The following is a 26,045-nucleotide window of genomic DNA, read 5'->3' as shown; positions in this document are numbered from 1 at the left end:
GGATGAATTGGCTTGTCACATATGCGGGCGCACAGCCTGAGGAAGAGATCCGCCGTCGCCTTTCAGAGGCGGGGGCGGAGACGGATCCCTACGCCGAGGCCATTCCGATGACAAAGGAGGAATGGGTCATCGAAATCACGGCCTCCGCTGACGTCGCGACCCGGTTGACGGACCTTCCCTGGGTTCTTGCGGTTCATCCGCAATCGGATCCTTCGGCATATCGTTGAACGTATCTGAGAGGATTTCGAGGCTATGTCAGAACACGGAAGGTCAGGTCCGTCTTGACATCCGGCTGGCTGGTGATGCGTTCAAGTCGCGCCGGGCCGGGACAGAAGCAGATCCAGGTCGTCCCCGGTGAACCCATATCGGGCTGCCAAGTCGCGATGTGCGGCGGTTCCCAGATACCCATCCAGGATCTCGTTCACACGCGTCAGGAGATGCCGATCCGACCGGCGAAGGGCGAATGAACCCATGCCGGGCGCAACCTCCTCTGCCGGGACGGCGATGGTTTCGACATGGGCCGCGTCTGTCCGTTCGATATAGCCGCGATGGGCCTGGTTGACGCTGGCATAGGCGTCGACGTCCCCGTCACGAACGGCCTCTGCCGCATCGTCGTAGGTGTCATAGACAAACAGAAGCTCTGGCGGCATGCTAAACGACCGGGCCGTCCGCTCCTGAACCTGATCGCGGATCACTGCAAGCCTCGCGCTGTCGTCCTTGGCAGTCGAGCGGTATCCGCTCAGACCGAGAGGATTGCCCCGTTTGACCAGCAGGCCGTCCCCCAAGGCCCAGACCGGACGTGTGAACGCGGCGTTTCGCGCGCGCTCAGGCGTTGCGAACAAGCCCGTGGTCATCTGCCAATTGCCTTTTTCAAGACCGGGCAACAGTTTGGCGAAAGTCGTCTCGACCGGTTCGAAATCCTCGCCCAATTGAAAAAAGATATGACGGGCGAGATCCGCGTCATGTCCGAATACGGCGCCGGACCCGGTCCGATCATTGAATGGTGGTTCAATAATGTACGCAAATCTCATGCAGGGTCCGTCCTGTCTGGTCCGTAACTTGCGATCTTGATCGCCAGGATCTTTTCGCAATGATCGAGGACGGCGCGCCTGCGTCTCAGCTCCTCGGCATGATCCATCAGGATGTGGCGTCTTTCGAAAGAGGCCGGGCCTTCCATCTTGGCCAAAGCGGTGAACCGTTTCATTTGGCGCAATGGCATCCCCGTTTCACGCAACCAATATAGAAGCGTCAGCCATTCCACGTCTTTTGGAGTGAACTCACGATGCCCCTGGGGCGAACGGCGGATGTCGGGAAGCATTCCGCAGCTTTCATAGTAGCGGATGGTGTCGCTTGAGAGCCCGGACTTCTGGGAGACTTCGGCAATTTTCATAAACGCGTCCTCGTGCTGTCATGCGCTTAGCGGATTGGAGCAACTCCAAGTCAACCACGAAGATCCATCGCAAGAGCTGGCCCCCGGCCGAACGCCGGAGTTCAAGCTCACGGGCTTTGGGGCACGCTGGAGATTGGCATATAGGATTTCACGGCAATTTGTGATCGAAAGCTGGCTAGTCCAAAGACCAAAGCAGGACGGTAAGTAAGGCCGACGCTCAACGCAACCGTCGCCTTCGCCATGAGACGCTAGGGTGGGTCTGAAAAGCTGAGATGGCTGGGGTGGTAGGATTCGAACCTACGATACACGGTACCAAAAACCGCTGCCTTACCACTTGGCTACACCCCAACGGTGATCGGCTAGTTACGCGGCTTGAGCGGCCCTTTCAAGAGCAATTGTGCGAAAAAATCACTCCACTTTGGCGTCGTCGCGATTGAGCAGATCACTGTCTTTCAGCGCGTCTCGTTCGGCGTTTACGATCTCTTCCAGCGCGTGTTCCGCGCTAGCATCGGTGTCCGCCACGGGCGATGCATCGACTGCCTTTTCGCGGGACGTCGGCTTGTCCGGTGTGCTCTGCGTTGCAGATGCGTTTGCCTCGGTCAGCAGGCGGTATGTCGGCTCGGGCAGGTCGATGCCCTCTTCGGCAAATCGGGCCGTCAGCAGCCGGATCGCCTCGCCACGGGCCAGGAAAAGATCCGTCTCTCTCTGATCGATCCAGGCGGCGATGCGCAGGGTGATCGTGCTGTCGCCGACGCCATTTATCCAGATGGACGGGGCAGGGGCGGTCAGCACAAAGGGCAATTCGCGAATGACGATCTCAGCGGTGGACCGTGCCTGGGCGAGGTCCGTATCGGGTGCGAGACCGAGATCGAAGACAAAACGCCGTTCCGCGTTCCGCGAATAGTTCACGATCCGGCTTTTGAAGACTGTGGAGTTTGGGATGCGGATATGATTGCCGTCGAAGCTCAGAAGGATGGTCGCCCGACTGGTGAGGCGGATCACCTTGCCTTCATCGCCATTGATTTCCACCGCATCATTCGGACGAAACGGCTGCCGGATCGAGAGCATGATCGACGCGATGAAGTTTTCGACCGTGTCGCGGACCGCAAAGCCGATGGCAAGTCCGACGATCCCCGCCGCGCCCAGAATGGTCCCTAAAAGCGCCGTGGCGCCAAGGATGTCCAGCGCCACGACCAGGCCACCGACGATGAAGACCAGCCTGACGATTTGACGATAGATATCGGCGATGAATGCGTTCGGAGCGATCCGTTCCCAAGGATTGCGCAAACGGGCCAGAAGGATGCCGATGAAGACGACCAGAAAGAAGGCGGCCAGCGCCACGCCGATCAGGGGCAAAAACGCCAGAAGCTGCGCCAGCCGCGCTTTGAAACGATCGACGGCGGGGTTCAGCCGTTCCACGACATCGGTTGTTTCGGAGACGTTGTTTTCAATTGCGACAACACCTTCCACTCGCCCGGCAAGATTATTCAGGCGCGCAGCGGAAGCTGCATCCAGCGTGGTCCCGCGCAAAGTGACAATTCCGGATGAGACGGTGACAGTGACATTGTCATACCCCTCGAGTTCCCCAAGAATGTCACGGATGCGCACGGCGATGGCCGCATCCCGGCTTGCACTGTCCTCGACAGTGATTGTCCCGGTCGGCTGGTTGACGTCCTGTGCGGTGAGTGGTGGTGCCGCCATGACCAACAGAAGGGCAACAAGATAGACAAAACGGCTCAAGGGGACGGATCCGTGCGGGAGTGATCAAGAAACATCAGGTTAGTCGTCCCCGGCAATCCTGACCAGCACCGAACCGGCCCGATGACCCTGCTCGACCATCTCATGCGCTGCGGCGCAGTTCTCAAAGTCGAAGATCTTTGCAATCGGAACCTCGAGAGCCTTGTCTTCCAGCGCTTGGTTGAGCTGCGAGACCGCGTTTGACCGTTGCTCGGTCGTCAAAGCGTAAACAAGCGCCATTTCAAGTGTGACAGCCTTGAACATAAGGGGATAAAACGGAAGCGAAGGCACCATCGCGGCGGCTGAACCATAAGCTGAGATCCGGCCATTCTCGGCAATGACCGCAGCGTCTGTTTCCGCGTTCAGACCGAACTCAACCTCGACGATCCGATCAATGGGCTTGCCGTCATTTGCTTTGAGGATCGCCTCGGCAAGATCGCTTCGCGTGAAGTCGATCACCGCGTCGGGGCCGGCCTGCCGCACGCGGTCAAGCCCGTCCTCGCGGGCTGTGGCGATGACACGCGCACCTGCCCATTTCGCGATCTGGACCGCAAGATATCCGACGGTGCCGGCGCCGCCCTGGATCAACACGGTCTTACCCCGGACCGGGCCATCGCCCAAGACGGTGTGGACTGCTGTCAGGCCCGGTATCCCCAACGTCGCTGCAACGGGCAACGATACCCCGGCAGGTGCTGCAACGGCTTGCTTTGCGGGCAAGGTAACGAACTCCGCGGCCGTCCCGAAAGCGCGGCGCCATTGTCCGTTCCAGATCCAGACCCGCGTTCCCAGCAGGGTCTCCGGAACGCCGGATCCGATCGCCACGATATCGCCTGCGCCGTCACTATGCGGCACGATGACGGGAAAGGGCAGTTCGGTCACACCAGCACGTGCGCCCGCGCGCGCCTTGACGTCGGATGGGTTGACCCCGGAATAGGACAGGCGGACCTGAACCTCACCAGGGCCTGGCGGCACTGGCGCCAGTTCGGTTATCTCCAGAACGTCACGGGCCGCGCCGAACTTTCGATAAGTGATGGCTTTCATCCGGCCTCTCCCTCTGCCGCGACGTTCCACCTGACGTCGTCAGTCTTGCTCACTAGCATGACCATAGATCATGGGAGGAGAAAACATGGAATTCCTGCGCACACCTGATGAAAGATTCGAAAACCTGCCGGATTATCCTTTTGAACCCAACTATTTGGAGGTCGATGATTTCGAAGGGGGTGTTCTGAGGATGCATTATCTCGACGAGGGGCCGCGCGACGCGGCGCTGATCCTCGTCATGCATGGAGAGCCGACATGGTCTTATCTCTACCGTCACATGATCCCCATCTTCGTAGAGGCGGGTCATCGCGTTGTGGCGCCGGATCTGATCGGGTTTGGAAAGTCCGATAAGCCGACGAAGCGCAGTGACTATACCTACCAGCGCCATGTCGATTGGATTGCGGCCTTTTTGCAGAACCTGGATCTGACCGGGATAACGCTGGTTTGCCAGGACTGGGGCGGCCTGATCGGCCTGAGGCAGGTTGCGGCGATGCCCGAGCGCTTTGCACGGGTGGTGACGGCGAATACGGCGCTCCCCACCGGCGATCAGCCGATGAACGACGCCTTCGAAAGCTGGAAGGCCTTTTCGCAGCAGGTGCCGGAATTTCCTGCAGGCCGTATCGTGTATGGTGGAACGACTAAAAAGATCTCGGATAAGGAGATCGCCGCTTATGACGCGCCTTACCCGGATGAGCGGTACAAGGAAGGGGCGCGGCAGTTCCCGACGCTTGTCCCTAGCCACCCCGACGATCCAGCATCGGCCCCGAACAGAGCGGCCTGGGAGGTTCTTTCAGAGTTCGAGAAGCCCTGGCTGACCGCTTTCGGCGCGGATGACAAGATCATGGCGGGCGTGGATCAGGTGTTTCAGAAGCGGATCCCGGGTGCGGCAGGTCAGCCTCACACGGTTTTGCCCGACGCGGGCCATTTCCTGCAGGAGGATGTCGGACCCGAGCTTGCCGAGGTTGTAAACCGCTTCATCGCGGCATCAGGCTGACAGTGGCATCCCGAGGTCGTCCCGTCGCTGTCGGACATCAGCGTTTTGCCACGTAGGCCCTTTGGTCCCGCAGTCTGTCGACCTTAGTCACGCAACTCGTCAGGACGAACGCCCCAGAGGCCCGATTTCTGAGCCCATCCGCGATATCCTCCGGCAGAAACGCGGCACCAGTTGGGCGTGCAATCGCCCAGCCGTGCAATAACGCCCAATTCGAAGGCGGCGACGATCGTCGCGGCTTCGTCCGCCCTGGCGTGTACGGTCAACATGTCGCGTTCCACGATGACTGTGCGTGTTCCCGACAAAAGCGCGTAATGTACCCAGCCGCCGGCCCCGTCACGGTCCTGCACACGCCGCCAGTGCCCATGTTCGGCGGTGATCCTCAGAGGCATGTCACGACGCTTGAACACCCAGTCAATGCGATGGGTCATGGACGGGCCGCGGCGCACATTTCCTTCGTTGGCCTTCATCGAGACATAGCGGGGCAGGGGTAGGTTGGTCACAGGACCGGTCGCGCGCTGCTCAGCCAGGGCCACCGTTCCGATCAAGGCAATTAGCCCAACGATGAGAAAATGACATAATGTCCGAAAAAACAAGATCTTCACTGCGTTCCTGCCCGCTCTCTGCCGTGCCATCCTCACCCTGCTGCGCCATTTTCCGCATGGGGTTCTTGTGCCCCGCAGGTTCCTGGGCCACCATGCCATGGCACGGCGTGATTTGAAAAGCGGGGGACCTCAAAGGTGGCAAGAGATCGTCTGAGTGTTGTCGTGACGCGACGGTTGCCCGAGGCGGTCGAGGCGCGGATGGCCGAGCTTTTTGATGTGAAGCTGCGCAACCTCGATGAACCCATGAGCCGGGATGCCTTGGTCAAGGCGGTTCAAACAGCCGATATTCTGGTCCCGACGGTCACGGACAATGTCGATGCAGGTCTGATCGGACAGGCTGGGGAGCGCCTGAAACTGATCGCCAACTACGGCGCGGGCGTGGATCATATCGACGTGGCGACAGCCAGACAGCGGGGCATTTTGGTCTCGAACACACCCGGGGTTCTGACGGATGACACGGCAGATATGACAATGGCGCTTATTCTGGCGGTGACGCGCCGGATCCCGGAAGGCCTGGGACTCATGCAACGGGGGACATGGGACGGATGGGCACCCACCGCCCTTTTGGGCGGGCGTATTTCCGGTCGCCGTCTGGGCATTCTTGGGATGGGCCGGATTGGTCAGGCGGTCGCACGCCGTGCTGCGGCCTTTGGCATGCAGGTCCATTATCATAATCGTCGTCGGCTAAGGACCGAGACTGAAGAAGCGCTTGAGGCGACTTATTGGGAAAGCCTCGACCAGATGGTGGCGCGGATGGACGTCATCAGCGTCAATTGTCCGTCGACACCCAGTACGTTTCATCTGATGAACGCCCGACGTCTGAAATTGATGAAACCGGAAGCCGTAATCGTCAATACGTCGCGAGGCGAGGTGATTGACGAAAATGCGCTGACGCGGATGTTGAGGGCAGGGGAGATCGCAGGGGCGGGCCTGGACGTTTATGAACACGGCACTGACGTAAACCCAAGGCTCCGTGAACTGCCCAACGTCGTGCTTTTACCGCATATGGGTTCAGCCACGGTCGAAGGGCGGGTCGAGATGGGGGAGAAGGTCATCATCAACATCAAGACGTTTGAAGACGGTCATCGTCCGCCCGACCAGGTGGTCCCGTCGATGCTGTAGTCGTTTTCCGGATCGGAAAACGCCGGATTTTGTTTCAAAATCCGGTGCCCTGTCCGAACCGGGTTAATCTGTCTTTAGGTTGCCAGAAAACATCCGGTGTGAACCCGTTGAGCAAGGGGGCATTTTCCGGATCGGAAAATGAACGTATTTTGTACAAAATCCGAGGACAGGAGGTGATGTTGTGCAACAAGTTCTTACGGTATGCGCGGCCCTGATGATGGCGACTGCAAGTGTCGCGCAGCAGAGCAGCGATGCGGTTGCCCCGGAGGCGGCCACGCCCGGCGTATTCAGCGCGCTTTCGGCGGATACGTCCGCTGCCTTTGCGGCAAAAACGGAGGGCCGGCCGGTCACAGCCTCGGATTGGATGGTGGTTGCGGCAAATCCGCATGCCGTCGAAGCCGGCGCGCGCGTCTTGAGCAAGGGCGGTTCCGCCGCCGATGCCATGGTTGCGGTGCAAAGTGTGCTCGGGCTCGTTGAGCCGCAGTCATCCGGGCTGGGCGGTGGTGCATTTCTGGTTTGGTATGATGCTGAGAGCGGTGAGCTGACCACATTGGATGGTCGGGAGACGGCGCCTCTTGCCGCCACGCCAAAGCTCTTTTTGGACGAAGCCGGCGAGCCGCTCAGCTTCTTTGACGCGGTTGTGGGGGGGCGTTCGGTTGGCACGCCCGGAACGCCTGCCTTGATGGAAGACGCGCATCGCCGTTGGGGCCGCACGGCCTGGCCATCGCTTTTCGACGACGCGATCCGATTGGCGCAGGACGGGTTTGCGGTCTCACCCCGTCTTGCGGGCCTGGTTGAGCGCGATGCAGAGAGGCTGGCGCGGTTTGAACCGACGGCTTCTTATTTTTTGCCCGACGGCGCCCCGCTTGCTGAGGGGGATATCCTGAAAAATCCCGATTATGCAGAGACGCTTCAGATGATCGCGCGTGAGGGAGCGGACGCATTTTATACCGGGCCCGTCGCCGCTGATATCGTTCGGACCGTTCAGACAGCTGATGGCAACCCCGGTGTGCTGTCGCAACTCGACCTCTCGATCTACCGCGTCAAAGAGCGCACTCCGGTTTGCGTCAGCTACCGCAGCCATGATGTTTGCGGCATGGGGCCGCCCTCGTCCGGTGCGCTAACTGTCGGTCAAATCCTTGGGCTGCTCGGGGGTGTTGATCTGGCCGAACTCGGCGCCGAAAGTGTCGATGCTTGGCGGTTGATCGGCGATGCCTCCCGGCTCGCCTTCGCGGATCGCGGACGCTACATGGCCGACAGCGACTTTGTTCCGGTCCCGTCAGAGGGGCTGCTTGCCCCCGATTATCTTGCCGACCGTGCCGAATTGCTGTCCGGTGATGATGCTTTGCCCGAGGTTGCCCCCGGAGCGCCGGACTTCGATCACGCGCTCAACTTTGCCGATGATATCTCGCTGGAGCTTCCATCGACGTCCCACATCTCGATTGTCGATCAATACGGCAACGTCCTGTCGATGACGACCACGATCGAAAACGGCTTCGGGTCCCGCCTGATGGTTCGCGGATTTCTCCTGAACAACGAATTGACGGACTTTTCATTTAAAACCCACGTGGACGGTGTGCCGATCGCCAATCGGCTGGAGCCGGGCAAGCGTCCACGGTCTTCGATGGCGCCAACGATTGTTCTAAAGGACGGGGCGCCGGTCCTGGCGATCGGGTCGCCTGGCGGAAGCCGCATTATCGGTTACGTGGCAAAGTCGATCATTGCGATGCTGGATTGGGGTCTGGATGTGCAACAGGCTGTCGCGTTGCCACATAAGGTGAACCGGTTCGGGACCTACGACCTTGAGGCGGGCACCGACGCCGAAGGTTTGGAAGCGCCGTTGCAAGCCCTTGGCTATGAGGTCAACATACGTGACCTGACATCCGGACTGCACGCGATCTTTATCGGTGAGACACTTGAAGGCGGCGCGGACCCCCGCCGTGAGGGGATCGCGCTGGGTAAATAGTTCCATTTGGAACTTTGACATCTGTTCTGCGGCGTATGATATTAGGACAGATGAGGTGACCGGCACGATTGGGAGGTAAGGCGCATGGTTCAATTGACGGCCCTGTCGCGCAATGACGCGGGGATCGAAACAGCGCTTGGCATACTGAAACAACGGTTTGGTGATCGTATGCAGACAGGTACGTCGGTGCGGCAACAACACGCGCATACGACCACCTGGATCGCCAACCAGCCCCCGGATGCGGTCGTCTTTCCCCGTGATACGGAAGAAGTGGCCGAGATTGTCAAAATCTGCGCCACGCACAAGGTGCCGGTTGTGCCATTCGGAACGGGGACGTCGCTGGAGGGCCATGTGAATGCGCCAGGCGGCGGGATATCGGTGGATATGGCGGAGATGAACCATATCCTGACGGTGCATGCCGAGGATCTGGATGTGGTGGTACAGCCGGGTGTCACTCGAGAACAGCTGAACACGCATCTCAGGGATCAGGGGCTCTTTTTCCCGATTGATCCAGGGGCAAATGCCTCGCTGGGCGGGATGACCGCCACGCGGGCCAGCGGAACCAATGCGGTGCGCTACGGAACGATGAAAGACAACGTGCTCGCGCTTGAGGCCGTGATGCCGGACGGTCGGGTCATACGCACGGCCCAGAGGGCGAAGAAAACGTCCGCGGGTTATGATCTGACGCGCTTGCTGGTCGGTTCGGAGGGCACGCTGGGTCTGATCACGGAGATTACGCTAAAGCTGCAGGGAATACCCGAGGCGATCCGGTCGGCACGCTGTTCGTTTCCGAGCGTCGATGCGGCCTGCCGGACTGTCATGGCGGTGATCCAATACGGTGTTCCGGTGGCGCGGATCGAGCTGTTGGATGCTTTGCAGGTGAGGGCGGTGAACGCCTATTCAAAGCTGAATTTGCCAGAGACGCCTCTTTTGCTGCTCGAATTTCATGGATCGGATGCAAGCGTGGCCGAACAGGCAGAGACATTCGGAGCGCTTGCAGAAGAGTTCGGAGCGTCCGGCTATGAGGCCACGTCAAGCACGGAGGATCGCAACCGCCTTTGGCAGGCCCGCCACGACGCGTATTGGGCGAGCCTTCAGTTGCGGCCCGGCGCACAGGGCATTTCGACGGATGTCTGCGTGCCGATTTCCAGGTTGGCGGAGTGTGTTGGACGTGCTCAGGAAAAAGCGGCGGAACTGGATTTGCTGGCGCCTATTGTCGGGCATGTGGGGGACGGGAATTTCCACTCTCTGGTCCTGATCGACATGGATCAGCCCAAAGAAGTGGCAAGGGCGGATCAGTTCGTTGGATGGCTGAACGAGATGGCGATCGAGATGGACGGGACATGCACCGGGGAGCATGGCATCGGCCAGGGCAAGATGCGCTATCTGACCCGGGAATTGGGAGAGGCCACGGATGTGATGGTGGCCATCAAACAAGCCCTGGATCCAGACAATATCATGAATCCTGGAAAGATTGTCGCGCTCTGACCTGCCGGAGCGCCTGCGGCGCATGTGATGACACGCGCTCGGCGCGCAGCCTTGGGGGGGCTGCCCCCAAACCCCCGGGATATTTTTGACCCAAAGAAGCAAGTGATTTTGCCTCGCGTGGTGCGAAGTGTCTGGGAGGTCGCTTTTTTATTGTGAGCGGTCGGCTGGCTGGCGCGGCGTAACTTGGAGCGGCCTAAAACGGGCTGGTCACAGGACTTGAGGGAATCGCGGAAATGAAAAGCCATGTGAAGGCTCTTGTTGTGGGTGGCGGTGCTGTCGGCACGTCGATTGCATATCATCTTGCCAGAGCAGGCTGGGACGATGTGATGCTGTTGGAGCGGGATGAGTTGACCAGCGGGTCCACCTGGCACGCGGCGGGTCTTTTGCCCTATTTCAACATGTCCTACGCGACGACCCATATTCATGACTATTCGATCAAGTTCTACAAGACGCTTGAGGACGAGACGGGTCTGAACGCGGGCTTCTACGTTGTCGGCAATCTGCGGATGGCACAGAGCCGGGCGCGGATGGATGAGTATATGCTTTATGCGTCCACAGCCGAGACCTGCGGGGTGCCATACGAGTGGCTGAGCCCCGCGCAGATCAAGGAGCGCTATCCGCTGGTGCGCACGGAGGATCTGGAAGGAGCGATTTATCACCCGACGGACGGCTATATCAACCCGGCCGATGTGACGATGGCGATGGCCAAGGGGGCCAGGCAGCGCGGTGTCATGATCGAGCGCAAGTGGCAGGTCGATGGCTATCACTGGACGGGTGATCATTGGGATGTGACATGCACCAAGATGGTGGAGAAAGGCGGCAATCTCGTACCCTCGGACGAGCGGGTCGTGATCCACGCTGAACATGTCGTAACGGCCACGGGGAACCACGCGCAGCGCACAGCGCAGCTTTTGGGTCTCAAGATCCCGGCCATTCCAGTCGAGCATCAGTACATTGTGACCGAGCCTGACCCGGCACTGCAGGAGTGGCGCAAGTCGAACCCTGAACATCCGGTTCTGCGGGATGCGGACGCCAAGTGGTATGTGCGCGAGGAGCGGGGTGGCTGGATCCTGGGCCCTTATGAGCGCAACGCGCCGGCGCGGTTCGAGTACGCGGTTCCGGACAGCTTCCGCGCGGACCTCTTCCCGCTCGATCTGGAGCGGATCGAGGAAGAGTATATGTCGATGATCCACCGTATCCCGTCGTCCGAGACGGTGGGGCTGAAGGACGACTATAACGGACCGATCTGTTACACACCCGACGGCAATCCGCTGCTGGGACCCGCGCCGGGGCTACGGAATATGTGGCTGGCCGAAGGGTTTTCGTTCGGGATCACGGCGGCCGGGGGCACCGGGTATTATCTTGCGCAACTGATGGTCGAGGGGGAGGCGGAGATCGACATGGCCTCTCTCGATCCCAAGCGCTACGGGGCGTGGATGACGACCGAATACGCTGCGCGCAAGAACGAGGAGGCATATGAGCATGTCTATATCCTCCACCACCCCGATGAGGAGCGGGAGGCGTGCCGTGCGTTGCGCACGGCGCCGGCCTATGACCGGCAAAAGGCGGCTGGCGCGCAATTCGGGCAAGTAAACGGGTGGGAGCGACCCAATTATTATGCGCCAAAGGGTTTCGATGATCACGCCGCGCGCAGCTTCCGGCGCGGGGGCTGGTGGCAATACGCGGTCGAGGAGGCGAAAGCCGTCCGGGAAGGGGTGGGGCTGATCGATGCCACGGCCTTTACCAAGCACGTGGTGAAAGGGCCGGGTGCCACGCAGTTTCTGGATTGGTTCACCTGCAACAAGCTGCCCAAGGTCGGGCGCATCAACCTGACCTATGCGCTGACCTCACACGGGACCACACGAACGGAATACACCATCGTGCGGTTGGCCGAGCACGAGTATTACCTGGTCTCTGCGGGGGCGTGGACGGCCTATGACGCGGATTATCTACGCAAGGCCGCGGAGGATAAGGCAGATGAATTTGGCTATATCGAGATCCAGGATGTGACGACGCAATGGGGTGTGTTCGCCATTGCAGGGCCCAAATCCCGCGATGTGCTGAATAAGCTGGTCAAGGATGCGGAGCCTGAGACGGTGCTGTCCAACAAGAGGTTCCCGTGGCTGTCGATGCGCGAGATCGAGTTGGGGATGTGCCCGGTGCGCGCGATCCGGGTGGCCTATACGGGGGAGTTGGGCTGGGAATTGCATCATCCCATCGAGATGCAGAATTACCTCTGGGATCAGCTGGTCGGGGCTGGTGAGGAACACGGGATGAAGTTGGTGGGCGCCCGGGCGCAGAACTGGTTGCGGCAGGAGAAGAGCTATCGCGCTTTCGGCACGGAATTGGGCCGGGACGCAACGCCGCTTGAAGCGGATCTGCCGCGCTTCGTGGATCTGTCCAAGGATTTCCAGGGCAAGGAGAAGCTGGAGCAGACAGGGATCCGGTCGACTTGTGTGACGCTGTTGATCGACGGGCCCGAGGACGCTGACCCCTGGGGGCGCGAGGCGCTTTATGATGGAGAGCGTCGGGTGGGGCGGCTCACCTCGGGGGGGTATTCGGTCGTCTTTGGCAAGAGCATCGGAATGGGATACGTCGCGCCGGATCTGGCCCAGCCGGGCACCAGGCTGAAGGTCAAGATGTTCGATCAGCTTTGGGATGCGGAGGTTCAGGCCGACAGTCCCTACGATCCCAGCAACGCGGTTATTCGCAAGGACGGGTAAAGTCGACGGGCGGGTCTGTTTGCGCTAAAGCGCAAAGGCGCCCGCCCGCCGACCCGTTGCTCTACCGGATGGATCGGGCGGCGCGCCAGGTGTCCCAGTCGGATCGGGTGCCGTTAAAAGCGTTGATGTCGATCGAACCGGGCGTATTGGGCAACGTGCCGGTGGCAGTGTATTGCCAGAACCGCCAGGGTTGTCCTGGATAGACCTGCGCGGGCGTTTCCGCGGTGGCGCGGAGCCAGAATTCGTAGCCGCGAAAGGCACCAAGACCGGCATCTTCGTAAAAGCCGGGGGTTGTGTAGATGATCGGGCGCTGGCCGAAATGTGCCTCCACGATATCGAGCCATCGCTGCATTTCGGCCCGTATGGTCGCGCCATCGGGACGGCGCTGACAGGTGGGTGAGAAGGGGTTCCATTCCATGTCCAAAACCGGGGGGAGGGTGCCCCGGGTTTTTGGGACGGTGCGGATGAAGAACTGCGCCTGCACCTCGGGCGCGGTGCAGAAATAGTAGAAATGATAAGCGCCGCGCGCGATGTCGGCGCGGCCCGCGCCGTGCCAGTGGTCGCGGAATTTGGGATCGGCGAGGTCCCCGCCCTCGGTGGCCTTGAGAAAAACAAATTCGATACCAACCGCTTTGGCGCGCGCCCAGTCGACGGAGGTCTGGAAGCGGGCGGCATCCATTCCCTGCACGGGATAGGTGGTGGGCTGGCGCCCTGCAAAACGCACCGGGTCGGTGTCCCCGATGACCATAGGTCCGTCGAAAGGCGCCTGAGCGGGACTGCACGCGCTGAGAAGGAAAAGAATGAGTGCTAAAAATCTGATAAACATGTCTGGATGCTAGCCGTTCAGAAGCGCGCTGGCGACAGGGATTTCACGATATCGGCGTCAATCTCCGGTGTCCGGGCCAACACCAGGTCGGCCAGCAACTGGCTGGCCGCCGGAGCGGTCTGGAAGCCATAACCGCCCTGGCCGGCGCACCAGACGAACTCAGGCTCTTGCGTGTCGCGGCCCAGCACGAGGGTGCGGTCGGGGGCGAAGCTGCGCAAACCGGCCCAGGAGGTTTCAACCCGCGTCACCTCTTCGGTCACCGCGGCCTCGTAGCGGGCGATGCCTTCGGCGAGAACCAGATCGTCGGCCCAGGCATCATGGGGCGTCACCGGGTCTTCGTCGGCGGGTGAGACAAGAAGTTTGCCGGCATCGGGTTTGGCGTACCAGGTTTCTCCCGCGCCGAAAAAGAGCGGCCAGCCGGTCACATCGTGGCCTCCCGGTGCCGGGATTCGTGCCATGGAACGGCGGCAGGGTGTCAGGCCGATGGGCGTGAGGCCCGCCATCTGGGCGATGACATCCGCCCAGGCGCCTGCCGCGTTGACCAGAAGCGTCGCGCTATGGACGTTCTGACCCGTAAAGACCTGCCAATTGCCGTTGTCGCGGGTGATGCTTTCGACCTTTTGTCCGGTGATGACCTGCCCCCCCTCTGCGCGCACGGCGCGGGCGAAATCCTGCAACATCCGATCGGTGTCGATATCCTGCGCGCCGTTGTGATAGGCCGTGCGCGCGACAGTTTCGGGATTGAGGATGGGCACCAACCGCCGAGCCTCGGCCAGTGAGATCTCATCGCAATGCAACGCTTTTGCATCAGCCCTGAAAAGTGCGTCATCTCCGTGACCAGATGTCAGAAGAAAACCACGCGGGCTGAGATAGCCGCCATTGGCAGTACGGTGATATTCCGCGCTCGCCCGGTTGAGCGCGAGCACCGATGGTGCGCCGTAATGCTCTTCAAAGAGTGCCGCGGAACGGCCCGACGCATGATAGCCAAGCGCTGTCTCCGCTTCGAGCACGGTGACGCTGGCATGCGGGGCAAGGCGCGCCGCTGCCGACAAGCCGGCAATGCCGCCACCGATCACGAGGATATCTGTCATGCCTGTTCTTCGATCCGGTCGGTGGCGGGCGGCGGCGTCGGGCTGAGCGTGGAAAGCTCGGCATAAAGCGTTTCCGACAAGCGGTAATCTTGCGCGGCAAGCGATGGCGCAAGCTGTGTGGCATTTCGGGCCGAAATGATGGGATGGGGCGCGCTGGGATGGGCCGCCACCCAGGCGACGGCGAGCGTGGCGGGGGCGATTCCCTCCCGTTCGGCAATCGTCACGAGACCCTCGGCGGCTTGGGTCATCCAGGACGGCGCATAGCGGGCGGCATATCGGCTGTCCTCGGTCAGCCGCCCGGGTTCTCCCCGTGCGTATTTTCCGGTCAGAAGCCCGCCGCCCAAAGGGGAATAGGGCAGGATCGCGACGGATTGATCCATGCACATCGGCAGGATCTCGACCTCGGCCTGCCGTTTCACGAGGTTGTACATCGGTTGCAGGACGTCGATCGTCAGCCCCATCTTCGTTGCGATAGTGATCGCCTTCATCACCTGCCACGCGGCAAAATTCGACAGACCGACATAGCGGATCAGACCAGCCTGCCGGAAATCCGCAAAGGTCTCGATCGTTTCGCGCAGATCTGTGATCGGGTCAAAGCGGTGAAGATAGAGCAGATCGACCTGGTCAAGGCCCAGCCGCTTGCGGGACAGATCGAATTGCGCGGTGAGCGTCGCGCGATCGGCACGACCGGTATAACCCACTTTGGTGGCAAGGATCAGGTCGTCCCGCTCAGGGCGGACCATCTCTCCCAACAGTGTCTCAGATGCGCCTTCGGTATAGCCATTGGCGGTGTCGAAGTGGTTCACGTCCGCCGCCCTGCAGGCGTCGAACATGGCACGGGCATCCGCGGCATTGGCCCGGCCCCCGAATTGCATGGCGCCGAAGACAAGTTTGCTTTGCCGGGTGCCATTGAGGCTTTTGAGATCTGTCATGGGCGCGACCGTGACATCGGTCTTGCCGAAAGGGAAGGGCGACGTGCCGCGGGTCTGGGAAACCGGACTCGCAAATCGCGAGAGGTCGCATTAAACTTACGAAATATTTTTTTGTTTTTGGAGAGTGTGATGATTATCAAGTCCATTGATCAGCTATTGTCGGGCCGCCAACCCGCGACGATTTTATCCACAGCCAGCGTTCGGGATGCCTGCGCCCTTATGGATCGGCAGAACGTTGGCGCTGTTGCTGTGATCGAAGATGGCATGCTTGTGGGCATTCTGAGCGAGAGAGATGTGCTGCGCCGGTGCTATGGACAGGGTCGGGATGCGGCTTTGACGCGGGTCGAGGCGGTGATGACCTGCGATCCGCTGACCGCACACCGTTCCGACAGTCTGGGTGAGGCAGCGGCCCGAATGATCGAGGCTGGCGTTGGCCATTTGCCGGTGGTCGATCGTGCCGGAGATGTGGTGGGTGTTCTTGCTCTGTGGGATATCCCGACCGAGTACCGCCTGATGGTCGAGCGTTACAATTCCTTCCGCGCAGAGACCACCGCCGCTTGAACAGGTAAACGCTGCCAAACGGAAAAGGCCTCCCCGGGGGAGGCCTTTACGTGATTTTTCATGGGCGCCCGGCATCGGGCGTAGGGGTCAGTTCGGGATCTCGCCCTCGAGGCCTTCGAGGTAGAAACTCATGCTGGCCAGTGTTGCGTCATCGGCCACTTCGCCGTCGGCCAGCCAGTCCGAGCCATCCTGTTTCTTCAGGGGGCCGGTGAAGGGGTGATAGTCACCCGCGCGGATCGCCTCTTTCATCGCGAGGGCTTCGGCCTTTACATCCTCCGGCACCGCATCGGTGATTTCTCCGATCTCGACCATGCCTGTGGGGATCCCGTCCCAGGTATCGACGCTTTCCCAGGTGCCTTCCATCACAGCGCGTGTGCGTTCGATATAGTAGGGGGCCCAATTGTCGATGATGGAGCTGACCCGTGGCATCGGAGCGTATTGCTCCATATCCGACGCTTGGCCAAAGGTGATCACGTTCCCAGCTTCCTGCGCGGCTGCCTGTGGCGCCGTGGAATCGGTGTGCTGCAGAACGACATCCGCGCCCTGTTCGATCAGGGCTTTCGCGGCATCGGCCTCTTTGGCGGGGTCAAACCACGTGTAGACCCAGATGATCTTGAACTCGACATCCGGATTGACCCGCGCGGCATGCAGATAGGCCGCATTGATGCCCCGGATCACTTCGGGGATCGGGAAGGACGCGATATAGCCGATGATATTGCTTTCGGTCATCTTGCCCGCGATATGGCCCTGGATCGCGCGCCCTTCATAGAAACGCGCGGAATAGGTCGAAACATTGTCGGCCCGCTTGTAGCCTGTTGCGTGCTCGAACTTCACATTCGGAAACTTCGAGGCGACGTTGATGGTGGGATCCATGAAGCCGAAAGAGGTGGTGAAGATCAGATCAGCGCCATCCAGGGCCATTTGCGTCATCACCCGTTCAGCGTCCGGGCCTTCGGCTACGTTTTCGACAAAGACCGTTTCAACCGCATCGCCGAACTCTGCCTCGACCGCTTTACGGCCCTGATCGTGCTCATAAGTCCAGCCGCCATCGCCCACCGGGCCGACATAGACAAAGCCCACCTTTGTGGGATCATCGGCCAGTGCCGTTGACGCCAGCCCCAGCGCGAGGGCTGCGCCGGTCAGAAGTGAAGTGAATTTCATGTGAGTGTTACTCCCCAGGTTCGTTATTGGCCCCGTCAGGACGAGGCGTGGAAGGTTTTGCCCAAAGATGCCGGTGCGTTGCTTTTGTCGGCCGATAGAATGACCAGCACCAGAATGGTGATCAGATAGGGCGACATTGCCAGATACTCGACGGGAATGGCAACGCCCGCGGCTTGCAGGTTCAACTGCATCACGGTCACGCCGCCGAAAAGATAGGCACCCAGTACCGCGCGCCAGGGCTTCCAACTGGCAAAGACCACCAAGGCCAGCGCAATCCAGCCCACGCCCGCCGTCATCCCCTCGGTCCATTGCGGCACGCGGATGAGCGAGATGTAAGCCCCGCCCAGCCCCGCACAGGCGCCGCCGAAGAGGATCGCGAGGATCCGGATACGCACCACCTTGTAGCCAAGCGCGTGAGCGGCATCATGGTTCTCACCGACCGAACGCAGGATCAATCCCGCGCGGGTAAAACGCAGCAGATACCAGACGGCAGCAGCGATGAAGAGGCCCAGATAGAGGATCGGATCATGGGAGAAGAGCACGCGTCCTATCACCGGCAGATCGCTCAGCACCGGCAGGTCGAGCCGTGGTGTAGGAGGGGGCTTGATGCCGACATAGCCCTGTCCCATCAGCGCGCTTAGCCCTAATCCAAAGAGCGTCAGCGCGAGACCCGAAGCGACCTGATTGGCCAGGGCCACCTGCGTCAGCAGCGCAAAGAGCAAAGACAGAAGTGCCCCACCCAAAGCGGCGGCCAGAAAACCGATGAAGGGGTTCGCGGTCTCCACGGCAACAGCGAAGCCACAGATCGCGCCAACGATCATCATCCCCTCGACACCAAGGTTCAGAACGCCAGCCTTTTCGGCGACAAGTTCACCGATGGCGGCCAGCAGAAGAGGGGTCGCGGCCACCATCAGAGAGGCGAGCAAAAGAACCGGATTGATTGCGCCAAGTTCCATCAGGCAACCTCTGTCCGTGCAAAGCGCAAGCGAAAATGCGTCAACAGATCAAAGGCGAGAAGGAAAAACAGTAGCATTCCCTGAAAGACCTGAATGGCCGCGGCGGGCAGGCCCATGCGCGATTGTGCAATGTCGCCTCCGATATAGGTCAGTGCCATCAATCCCCCGGCCAGCAGGATGCCCACCGGGTGCAACCGGCCCAGAAACGCCACGATGATTGCCGTAAAGCCATAGCCGACATTGAAATCAATGCTGATCTGACCGGCAGGCCCCGCAACCTCGAAAAGCCCGGCCAGCCCTGCCAGGGCGCCCGAGGTGCCAAGGCAAAAGAGGACCAGCCGCGCCGGGCGCACGCCGGCAAAGCGCGCCGCGCGCGGCGCCTCTCCGATCAGGCGGATCTGGTAGCCAAGCAGGTGACGGTTCAGAAGCACATAGGCAAAGATGACGGCGATCATCGCCGCCACCACGCCCCAGTGCATCCCCGACCCGGCGATCAGTTCAGCGTTATGGGTGCTGGGAGATTGTTGCAGGTTGCGGCTTCCGGGAAAGCCAAAGCCTTCCGGATTGCGCAAAAGACCCAGTGACATCGACGCCAGAAGCTGTTCCGCGACATAGACCAGCATCAGGGATACAAGGATTTCGTTGGTCCCGAACCTCACCTTCAAAAGCGCGGGGATCATCGCCCAGGCCCATCCGCCCAAAGCGCCGCCCATCACCATCAGAGGGAAAATATACCAGGCTTCCAGCGGATAGAAGGCAAGGCCAATCCCGGCCCCGAGGATCGCACCCACGATATACTGCCCCTCGGCTCCGATATTCCAGATCCCGGCGCGAAACCCAAGGCTCAGCCCGATTGCGATCAGTACAAGCGGCGCGCCCTTGACCAGCAATTGGGGGCGGTAGAAAAACGCGAACTCGCCAAAGATCGGATCCCAAAAGATCGTTCGGATCGCCTCGACCGGGTTTTTCCCCAGCGCCGCGAAAAGAAGCCCTCCAAACAGCATCGTGGCCAGCACTGCAACGGCGGGCGTGGCGTAACTCCAGCCCCGTGACGGCTGCGGCCTGCGTTCCAGCCGGATCACGCGCCGGTCCCCTGCTTCTTCTCGATACAAATACGGCCGCCGGAGGCATGAAAGTCTTCGCGCATCCGATCAGACATGCGCCACCTCCATTCCATGCGCACCGCCCATCATCAGCCCGATCTCGTCCACGCTCAGACCGGCGGTGGGCCGCAACGGCGACAAGCGGCCTTCATTCAGCGCGCCGAACCGGTCGCTGATCTCCATCAGCTCATCCAGATCCTGGCTGATCACCAGAACGGCGGCGCCCCCGGCGGCAAGATCCAGCAAGGCTTGTCGGATCGCCGCCGCGGCGGCCGCATCCACACCCCAGGTGGGCTGGTTCACCACGAGAGCTTTCGGAGATTGCAACACTTCCCGTCCGATCACGAATTTCTGCAGATTACCGCCAGAGAGCGAGCGCGCCGCATTGCCCGGACCGGGCGTGCGCACATCGAAGCGTTCGATGATCCGCTCGGCAAAGGCTTCGGCGGCGCGCCATTTGAGGAACCCGGACTGCACGAGCCTTTCGCGCACCGCACCGGTCAGAATGGCATTTTCCGTCAGGCTCATATCCGGGGCTGCCGCATGGCCAAGCCGTTCCTCCGGGGCCGCCAGCAGGCCCAAGCCCCGTCGCGCGGTGGGACCCAACCGCCCGACCGGCTGACCGCCAAACCGCACCGCATCGCTCTTCACCGTGCGCTCGCCCGATAAAACAGCAAGCAACTCGTCCTGTCCGTTCCCCGCAACCCCGCCAATACCAAGGATTTCCCCTTCGGCGACGCTCAGCCGAACGTCCTTTAGCGCTGTGCCGAATGCATTGAGCGCAGGAAGCGACAGACCTGTCAGTTCCAGGACGGGCTGACCCTTTGATGTCTGTGCACGTGCCGGGCTTTGCAGGCTCGTGCCTACCATCATCTCCGCCATCTGCCGTGCCGTGGTCTCGCGCGGGATGCACGTCGCCACCACCTTGCCCTGTCGCAAGATGGTGGCCGCGTCGCAAAGCGCCCGGATCTCCTCAAGCTTGTGGCTGATATAGAGGATGGCCGTTCCTTCGCTGCTCAGCTTTCTGAGCGTTTGGAACAGGATCTCAACCTCCTGCGGGGTCAGAACGCTGGTCGGCTCGTCCATGATCAGCAAGTTCGGATCCTGCAACAGGCAGCGGATGATCTCCACCCTCTGCCGCTCCCCGGCCGACAGATCGCCTACTACCCGGTCGGGATCAAGCGGCAAACCATACATATCCGACACGTCCCGGATGCGGCGCGCCAGATCCCGCATCGGCGGCGGCGCCTCCATTCCCAAGGCCACGTTTTCCGCCACATTCAGCGCATCGAAGAGCGAGAAGTGCTGGAACACCATTGCGATGCCATCTGCACGCGCCGCGCGCGGCTCTGGTGGGCCAAAAGGTCTGCCCTGCCAGGCCATCTGTCCGGCATCCGGTTGAACAAGCCCGTAGATCATCTTGACCAGAGTGGATTTTCCCGCTCCGTTCTCCCCCAGCAGCGCGTGCACCTCTCCAGGTTCGATCGCGAACGACACGTCGTCATTTGCGACCACGCCCGGATAGGCCTTGGTCAGCCCCTCGATCCGCAGCAAGGGATCACTCATGCGCGCTGGTTCCATGCCGCCGCGCTTGTCGCTCGTGGCGTCAAGAGGCGGGCCGCGACGCCGATGGCGATTTGATGGGGATGTTTGCCCAGCGACGGGTCCCCGATCGGGCAGTCAATTTTGTCTATTGCGTCCACTCCGTGCCCGAAAGCCTTCAACCGTTTGCGAAAGCGCACCCATTTCGTGGCCGAGCCGATCAGGCCGGCTCGGCTGAAACCGTGGTGCAACAGCGCGTGGCACAAGGCAAGATCCAATTCATGTGAATAAGTCAGGATCAGATGTTCGGCCTCTGCAGGGGCGTGGGGCACCAGATCCACAGGTTTGCCCACAGGAACGGCTGTCACGTTTTCAGGGACCGGATCGGGAAACCGCGCAGCAGCAGTATCAATCCACGTCATCGTAAATTCCGGCAGCGGCGCCAGTACGTCAACCAAGGCGCGTCCGACATGACCTGCTCCCCAGATCCACAAGGCGCGGCACGGGCGATCGACCGGCTCGATCAGCCATTCGTCGCACAGTTCTGTCGGGGGCCTTTGCCCCTGACCCCGGGCATCCGCCAAATGACGCTTGATCTTCAACGGCATAGGGGCCGTTCCCGAGATACGGCGCAGGACGACGCCATCCTCCGGCTCCGGCACGTGATCCCAGACCTCCATGACCAGCGTCACTGCCCCGCCGCAGCATTGCCCCAGATCCGGACCCAGGGCCTGCCGGTGCACCGCCGCCTGCTCTCCGGTCAGCATCGCCCGCGCGGCGTCCGTCGCCTCATATTCCAGCGCTCCGCCACCGATCGTTCCGGATTGCCCATCGGCCCAGACAAACATCTCTGTCCCGGCCTCGCGCGGGGTCGATCCACGATGCTCCAGCACGAGCACCCGTACGACTCGGTGCGCCCGGGTCAATGCGGCCTCCAAGGCTTTTAAATCAAACGCCATTACATCCCGTCCACAGACTTATCCACATGCCGCGCCTCTGACATGTCGCACCGCCGCCCAAAGCCGTTCCGGCGTTGCGGGTGTGTCGAGCGCCGGATAGGCATCCCCGCACGCCGCCACGGCATCGCTCAATGCAAGATACACCGAAATCCCAAGCATCAGAGGTGGTTCACCCACGGCTTTCGAGCGATAGATCGTCTCCTCACGGTTCTCGGCATCCCAAAGTGCGACGTTGAACACCTCCGGTCTGTCCGAACATCCGGGGATCTTGTAGGTGCTCGGCGCATGTGTCCTCAGTCGACCGCGATCATCCCAAACCAGTTCCTCCATCGTCAGCCAGCCCGCGCCTTGCACATAGCCCCCTTCGATCTGCCCGATATCCAGGGCGGGGTTCAGCGACGCGCCGGCGTCATGCAGGATATCGCAGCGCAAGATCCGATTTTCACCGGTGAGTGTGTCCAACGCAACCTCGGTCACCGCCGCACCATAGGCGAAATAGAAAAACGGACGCCCGACGCCCCTTATCCTGTCCCATTCCAGCTTTGGCGTCTTGTAAAAGCCTGTCGCACTCAAGCTGACCCGCGCCATATAGGCCATTTGCGCGGCAGCGGCGAAGCTCATCCCCGCTTCGCCCACGCGCACCTCTCCATCTTCGAACACCACTGCTTCGGGCCGCGCCTGATGCCGTTCCGCCACCACCTCCGCGATCCGCTCCCGGATCGTGTCGCAGGCGATCTTGACCGCCATCCCGTTCAAATCGCTGCCCGACGAGGCGGCCGTGGCGGAGGTGTTGGGAACCTTGCCGGTATCCGTCGCCGTGATCTTGACCACGTCCAGCGACACGCCAAAGCGGCTGGCGGCCACTTGGGCCACCTTCTGGAACAGGCCCTGACCCATCTCCGTCCCGCCATGGTTCAGATGGACCGAGCCGTCCTGATAGACATGCACCAGCGCCCCCGCCTGGTTAAGATGGGTCAGCGTGAAGGAAATCCCGAATTTCACCGGAGAAAACGCAATCCCCTTCTTGATCACCCCTTGCTCCGCATTCCAGGCCTTCACCGCAGCCCGCCGCTGATGATACTCCGCACTTTTCAGCAGGGCCTCCGTCATCCCTTGCAGCTCGAAATCCTCAACCGGCATCCCGTAATGGGTGGTCTGACTCTCATTCTCGACATCCCCCTCCTTCATCTTGCCGGATAAACTCTCGGGGGGACGGCCAACGGCCGGGGGGGCAGACGGCCCCCCTCCATCGCCCGCCTTATAGTAATTCCGCTGGCGTATCTCGACCGGATCGCGCCCCAGAAAATGCGCGACATGATCCATCACCCGCTCGATCCCCAGCATCCCCTGCGGCCCGCCAAACCCGCGAAAGGCCGTCGCACTTTGCGTATTGGTCTTCCACCGGTGGCTCTCTACTCGCGCGGCGGGCAGGTGATAGGCATTGTCGGTATGCAACATGGCCCGGTCCGCCACCGGCAACGACAGATCCATCGACCAACCGCAGCGCACATCATGGCGGAAGGACACGCCCGCCAGCCGCCCCTCGTCATCGAACCCGGCCTCGTAGGTGATCCTCAGATCGTGACGCTTTCCGGTGATGACCATGTCATCGTCCCGGTCATAGCGCATCTTGCAGGGCCGCCCCATCGCGCGGGCCGCCACAGCGCAGGCCACGGCCAGCGCATTGCCCTGGCTCTCCTTTCCGCCGAAGCCGCCACCCATGCGCCGCGTCTCCACCCGCACGCCGTGCATCGGCACACCCAAAGCATCGGCCACCTTGTGCTGGATCTCCGTCGGGTGCTGGGTCGAGGAATGGATCATCATATCCCCGCCTTCCTGCGGCACCGCCAGAGCGGCCTGACCTTCCAGATAGAAGTGCTCCTGCCCGCCGATCTCCATCCGGCCTTCCACACGGTGCGGTGCTTTCGCAATTGCTGCCGCCGCATCTCCCTTTTCGTAGATCCGCGGCCCGTCCTCGAACCGGCTCTCCGCTGCCAAAGCCGCGTCGATCGTCAGAAGCGCAGGCTCCTCGGCATAGCGTATCTCGGCCAATCGTGCGGCCTTGCGCGCTGCCAGATGGCTCTCCGCCACCACGAGAAAGAGCGGTTGGCCCACATAATGCACCTGCGCGGTCGCCAAAAGCGGCTCATCATGGGCGGAGGGCGAGACATCGTTGTCAAACGGCAGATCTTCCGCCGTCAGCACTTCCAGAACGCCCTCTGCATTGCGTACAGCTTCCAAACCCATGCTAGTTATCGTCCCGCATGCAATCTCGCTCAGCCCGAAGGCCAGATGCAGCGTCCCGCGCGGCGTGGGGATGTCATCGACATAGCGCGCCGCTCCGGTCACGTGCAGCGTGGCGGCGTCGTGGGGAAGGGGCTTCGCGACACTCATGCCCGCACCTCCAGCACCGATGTTAGCACGCCCCGATCCTCTGCCAGATACCTTTCCAGCATCGCCTTCGCCGTCTCCAGGCGATAGGATGCCGAGGCTCGCATATCCGACAGTGGCGCGAAATCCTGCTCGAAGGCGGGCATGGCGTCTGCCACCCTCTCGGGGTCCCAAGCCCTGCCGGTCAGTGTTTTCTCCACATGACTGGCTCGCTTCGGCACGCCGGCCAGTCCACCGAACGCAATCCGCGCCTCGCGCACAACATTGCCCTCGAGACGGACCACAAAACACCCGCACACGGCGGAGATATCCTGATCGAACCGTTTCGACAGTTTGTAGCAGCGCAGCCGGTCCGCCTGACGTGGCACCTCCACCGCCTCCACAAACTCCCCCGGCCCGCGATCCTGCTTGCCGTACTCCAGAAAGAAGTCTTCCAGCGCCATCCTTCGCCGGACATCGCCTCTTCGCAGGACCAATGTTGCGCCAAGCGCGATCAGCGCAGGGGCATTGTCCCCGATGGGCGAGCCATTTGCGATGTTGCCGCCCACCGTCGCCGCGCCCCGCACCTGCACCGACCCATAGCGCCGGATCAACTCCGCGTAGGACGGATGCAGGGGCGTCATCGCCTCGCGCAGCGCGTTCATATCCGTCATCGCGCCGATGCGGATCATGTCGTCGCGGGTCTCCACGCCGCGCAGGTCGTCACAGCCATCCAGAAAGATGACGGGGGCCACCTTGCGCAGCTCCTTCGTTACCCAAAGGCCGACATCCGTCGCGCCCGCGATCAGTGTGGCGTCCGGGTGGGCCGCGTAGATCTCCGCCAGGTCATCGCCCGAGCGGGGGCTGAACGTCTGGGTGTTTGCCGCCGGCGCCTGCCGCTCCCGCATCCAATCCGGCACCGGCTGCTCCGCCGCTGCCTCTGCCGCGCGCACGATGGGCGCATAGCCCGTGCAGCGGCAGAGGTTGCCTGCCAGTTGATCGTCGAAGTCCTGCGCCCCGTTCAGATGCGCCGCCGCCATCGTCACCACGAAACCCGGCGTGCAGAATCCGCATTGCGAGCCGTGATGCGCGACCATCGCCGCCTGCACCGGATGCATCTGACCCTCCGGCCCTGCGATCCCCTCGACCGTGCGCACGGCCTTTCCGTCAAGCTGCGGTAGAAACAGGATGCATGCGTTCAGCGCCCTTGCGCCACGCGCATCCGTCACGATCACCGAACAGGCCCCACAATCCCCCTCGTTACAGCCCTCCTTGGTGCCCGTCAGCCCACGCTCCTCACGCAGCCAGTCCAAAAGCGTCACCGTCGGTTCCACGCCCGTCAGCGCAACTGTCTCTCCGTTCAGAAGAAACGCGATGTCCATTCCCGAAAAACCCGTCGCCTTACCGATGATCCGGCCTTGATGGCCCTCCCTCGATGCGACGTAGAAGGAGCGGCAGGCCCTGTTCAGCCTTGGCAGCTT

22 protein-coding genes and 1 tRNA gene are annotated in these 26,045 nt (G+C 61.4%); 7 read left to right on the top strand and 16 right to left on the bottom strand.

The window, feature by feature from the left end; translation table 11 throughout:
• Positions 1 to 2 precede the first annotated feature (2 nt).
• Entirely contained in the window at positions 3 to 227 is a 225-nt protein-coding gene (locus CFI11_RS17855; protein WP_130408371.1) for a hypothetical protein, read from the top strand.
• A gap of 81 nt (positions 228 to 308) precedes the next feature.
• On the opposite strand, the gene CFI11_RS17850 is transcribed toward CFI11_RS17855, so the two are convergent.
• The 5 genes from CFI11_RS17850 to CFI11_RS17830 form a co-directional block, all read right to left on the bottom strand.
• Positions 309 to 1,031 carry a transporter substrate-binding domain-containing protein gene (locus tag CFI11_RS17850; RefSeq protein WP_130408369.1) on the bottom strand — a complete coding sequence of 241 codons (723 nt, stop codon included), beginning with the start codon at positions 1,029 to 1,031 and terminating at the stop codon, positions 309 to 311.
• The gene (locus CFI11_RS17845) at positions 1,028 to 1,390 is read right to left on the bottom strand and encodes a MerR family transcriptional regulator (protein WP_130408367.1); all 363 of its coding nucleotides are present in this window, start codon (positions 1,388 to 1,390) and stop codon (positions 1,028 to 1,030) included. The genes CFI11_RS17850 and CFI11_RS17845 overlap by 4 nt, the downstream gene beginning before the upstream one ends.
• Positions 1,391 to 1,663: 273 nt before the next feature.
• Positions 1,664 to 1,738, bottom strand: a tRNA-Gln gene (locus CFI11_RS17840).
• 60 nt (positions 1,739 to 1,798) lie between these two features.
• Complete coding sequence (locus tag CFI11_RS17835) at positions 1,799 to 3,091, bottom strand: mechanosensitive ion channel family protein (RefSeq protein ID WP_130410071.1); 1,293 nt, start codon at positions 3,089 to 3,091, stop codon at positions 1,799 to 1,801.
• 78 nt (positions 3,092 to 3,169) lie between these two features.
• Entirely contained in the window at positions 3,170 to 4,168 is a 999-nt protein-coding gene (locus CFI11_RS17830) for an NADPH:quinone reductase (RefSeq protein WP_130408365.1), read from the bottom strand.
• Positions 4,169 to 4,253: 85 nt separating this feature from the next.
• Between CFI11_RS17830 and CFI11_RS17825 the strand changes: the two genes are divergently transcribed.
• Positions 4,254 to 5,162 (top strand): haloalkane dehalogenase, encoded by a 909-nt coding sequence (locus CFI11_RS17825; protein WP_130408363.1) that lies wholly within the window; start codon positions 4,254 to 4,256, stop codon positions 5,160 to 5,162.
• An 83-nt stretch (positions 5,163 to 5,245) separates the two neighbouring features.
• Here CFI11_RS17825 and CFI11_RS17820 read toward each other — a convergent pair whose 3' ends face one another.
• Positions 5,246 to 5,695, bottom strand: coding sequence for an SH3 domain-containing protein (locus CFI11_RS17820; RefSeq protein WP_371687444.1), 450 nt, complete (start codon positions 5,693 to 5,695; stop codon positions 5,246 to 5,248).
• 204 nt (positions 5,696 to 5,899) lie between these two features.
• On the opposite strand from CFI11_RS17820, the gene CFI11_RS17815 reads away from it, so the two are divergent.
• The 4 genes from CFI11_RS17815 to CFI11_RS17800 all read left to right on the top strand — a co-directional run bounded on the left by CFI11_RS17815 (position 5,900) and on the right by CFI11_RS17800 (position 13,063).
• Entirely contained in the window at positions 5,900 to 6,886 is a 987-nt protein-coding gene (locus CFI11_RS17815; protein ID WP_130408359.1) for a D-glycerate dehydrogenase, read from the top strand.
• Between the two features lie 214 nt (positions 6,887 to 7,100).
• Positions 7,101 to 8,852, top strand: coding sequence for a gamma-glutamyltransferase (ggt, locus tag CFI11_RS17810; RefSeq protein ID WP_130410070.1), 1,752 nt, complete (start codon positions 7,101 to 7,103; stop codon positions 8,850 to 8,852).
• A gap of 84 nt (positions 8,853 to 8,936) precedes the next feature.
• Positions 8,937 to 10,340, top strand: coding sequence for an FAD-binding oxidoreductase (locus CFI11_RS17805; protein WP_130408357.1), 1,404 nt, complete (start codon positions 8,937 to 8,939; stop codon positions 10,338 to 10,340).
• Positions 10,341 to 10,573: 233 nt separating this feature from the next.
• On the top strand, positions 10,574 to 13,063 hold the full coding sequence (locus tag CFI11_RS17800; RefSeq protein ID WP_130408346.1) for an FAD-dependent oxidoreductase: 2,490 nt from the start codon (positions 10,574 to 10,576) through the stop codon (positions 13,061 to 13,063).
• Positions 13,064 to 13,124: 61 nt separating this feature from the next.
• On the opposite strand, the gene CFI11_RS17795 is transcribed toward CFI11_RS17800, so the two are convergent.
• Genes CFI11_RS17795 through CFI11_RS17785 form a run of 3 tightly spaced genes read right to left on the bottom strand, consistent with a single transcriptional unit; the run spans position 13,125 to position 15,912 of the window.
• Positions 13,125 to 13,889 carry a GH25 family lysozyme gene (locus CFI11_RS17795; RefSeq protein WP_130408344.1) on the bottom strand — a complete coding sequence of 255 codons (765 nt, stop codon included), beginning with the start codon at positions 13,887 to 13,889 and terminating at the stop codon, positions 13,125 to 13,127.
• Between the two features lie 17 nt (positions 13,890 to 13,906).
• Positions 13,907 to 14,980, bottom strand: coding sequence for an FAD-binding oxidoreductase (locus CFI11_RS17790; protein WP_130408342.1), 1,074 nt, complete (start codon positions 14,978 to 14,980; stop codon positions 13,907 to 13,909).
• Positions 14,977 to 15,912 (bottom strand): aldo/keto reductase, encoded by a 936-nt coding sequence (locus tag CFI11_RS17785; RefSeq protein ID WP_130408340.1) that lies wholly within the window; start codon positions 15,910 to 15,912, stop codon positions 14,977 to 14,979. The genes CFI11_RS17790 and CFI11_RS17785 overlap by 4 nt, the downstream gene beginning before the upstream one ends.
• Before the next feature lie 129 nt (positions 15,913 to 16,041).
• Here CFI11_RS17785 and CFI11_RS17780 point away from each other — a divergent pair, with 129 nt between their 5' ends.
• The gene (locus CFI11_RS17780; protein WP_130408338.1) at positions 16,042 to 16,473 is read left to right on the top strand and encodes a cyclic nucleotide-binding/CBS domain-containing protein; all 432 of its coding nucleotides are present in this window, start codon (positions 16,042 to 16,044) and stop codon (positions 16,471 to 16,473) included.
• A gap of 87 nt (positions 16,474 to 16,560) precedes the next feature.
• On the opposite strand, the gene CFI11_RS17775 is transcribed toward CFI11_RS17780, so the two are convergent.
• The 7 genes from CFI11_RS17775 to xdhA all read right to left on the bottom strand — a co-directional run bounded on the left by CFI11_RS17775 (position 16,561) and on the right by xdhA (position 25,946).
• Positions 16,561 to 17,634 carry a BMP family ABC transporter substrate-binding protein gene (locus tag CFI11_RS17775; protein WP_130408336.1) on the bottom strand — a complete coding sequence of 358 codons (1,074 nt, stop codon included), beginning with the start codon at positions 17,632 to 17,634 and terminating at the stop codon, positions 16,561 to 16,563.
• A 35-nt stretch (positions 17,635 to 17,669) separates the two neighbouring features.
• Complete coding sequence (locus CFI11_RS17770; protein ID WP_130408334.1) at positions 17,670 to 18,590, bottom strand: ABC transporter permease; 921 nt, start codon at positions 18,588 to 18,590, stop codon at positions 17,670 to 17,672.
• Positions 18,590 to 19,672, bottom strand: coding sequence for an ABC transporter permease (locus CFI11_RS17765; RefSeq protein WP_130408332.1), 1,083 nt, complete (start codon positions 19,670 to 19,672; stop codon positions 18,590 to 18,592). Before CFI11_RS17765 ends, CFI11_RS17770 begins: the two co-directional genes overlap by 1 nt.
• Before the next feature lie 69 nt (positions 19,673 to 19,741).
• A complete protein-coding gene (locus CFI11_RS17760) occupies positions 19,742 to 21,259 on the bottom strand; it encodes an ABC transporter ATP-binding protein (protein WP_130408330.1) in 1,518 nt (505 codons plus the stop codon).
• Positions 21,256 to 22,194, bottom strand: a complete 939-nt coding sequence (gene xdhC / locus CFI11_RS17755; RefSeq protein WP_130408328.1) for a xanthine dehydrogenase accessory protein XdhC — start codon at positions 22,192 to 22,194, stop codon at positions 21,256 to 21,258. The genes CFI11_RS17760 and xdhC overlap by 4 nt, the downstream gene beginning before the upstream one ends.
• An 18-nt stretch (positions 22,195 to 22,212) precedes the next feature.
• On the bottom strand, positions 22,213 to 24,588 hold the full coding sequence (gene xdhB, locus CFI11_RS17750; protein WP_130408326.1) for a xanthine dehydrogenase molybdopterin binding subunit: 2,376 nt from the start codon (positions 24,586 to 24,588) through the stop codon (positions 22,213 to 22,215).
• On the bottom strand, positions 24,585 to 25,946 hold the full coding sequence (gene xdhA, locus CFI11_RS17745; RefSeq protein ID WP_130408324.1) for a xanthine dehydrogenase small subunit: 1,362 nt from the start codon (positions 25,944 to 25,946) through the stop codon (positions 24,585 to 24,587). The genes xdhB and xdhA overlap by 4 nt, the downstream gene beginning before the upstream one ends.
• Between the last annotated feature and the right edge of the window lie 99 nt (positions 25,947 to 26,045).

It is taken from the genome of Thalassococcus sp. S3 (assembly GCF_004216475.1).
Lineage (GTDB): Bacteria > Pseudomonadota > Alphaproteobacteria > Rhodobacterales > Rhodobacteraceae.
The sequence above is the reverse complement of the archived record's forward strand: the minus strand, read 5'-3'. Positions and strand labels throughout refer to the sequence as shown.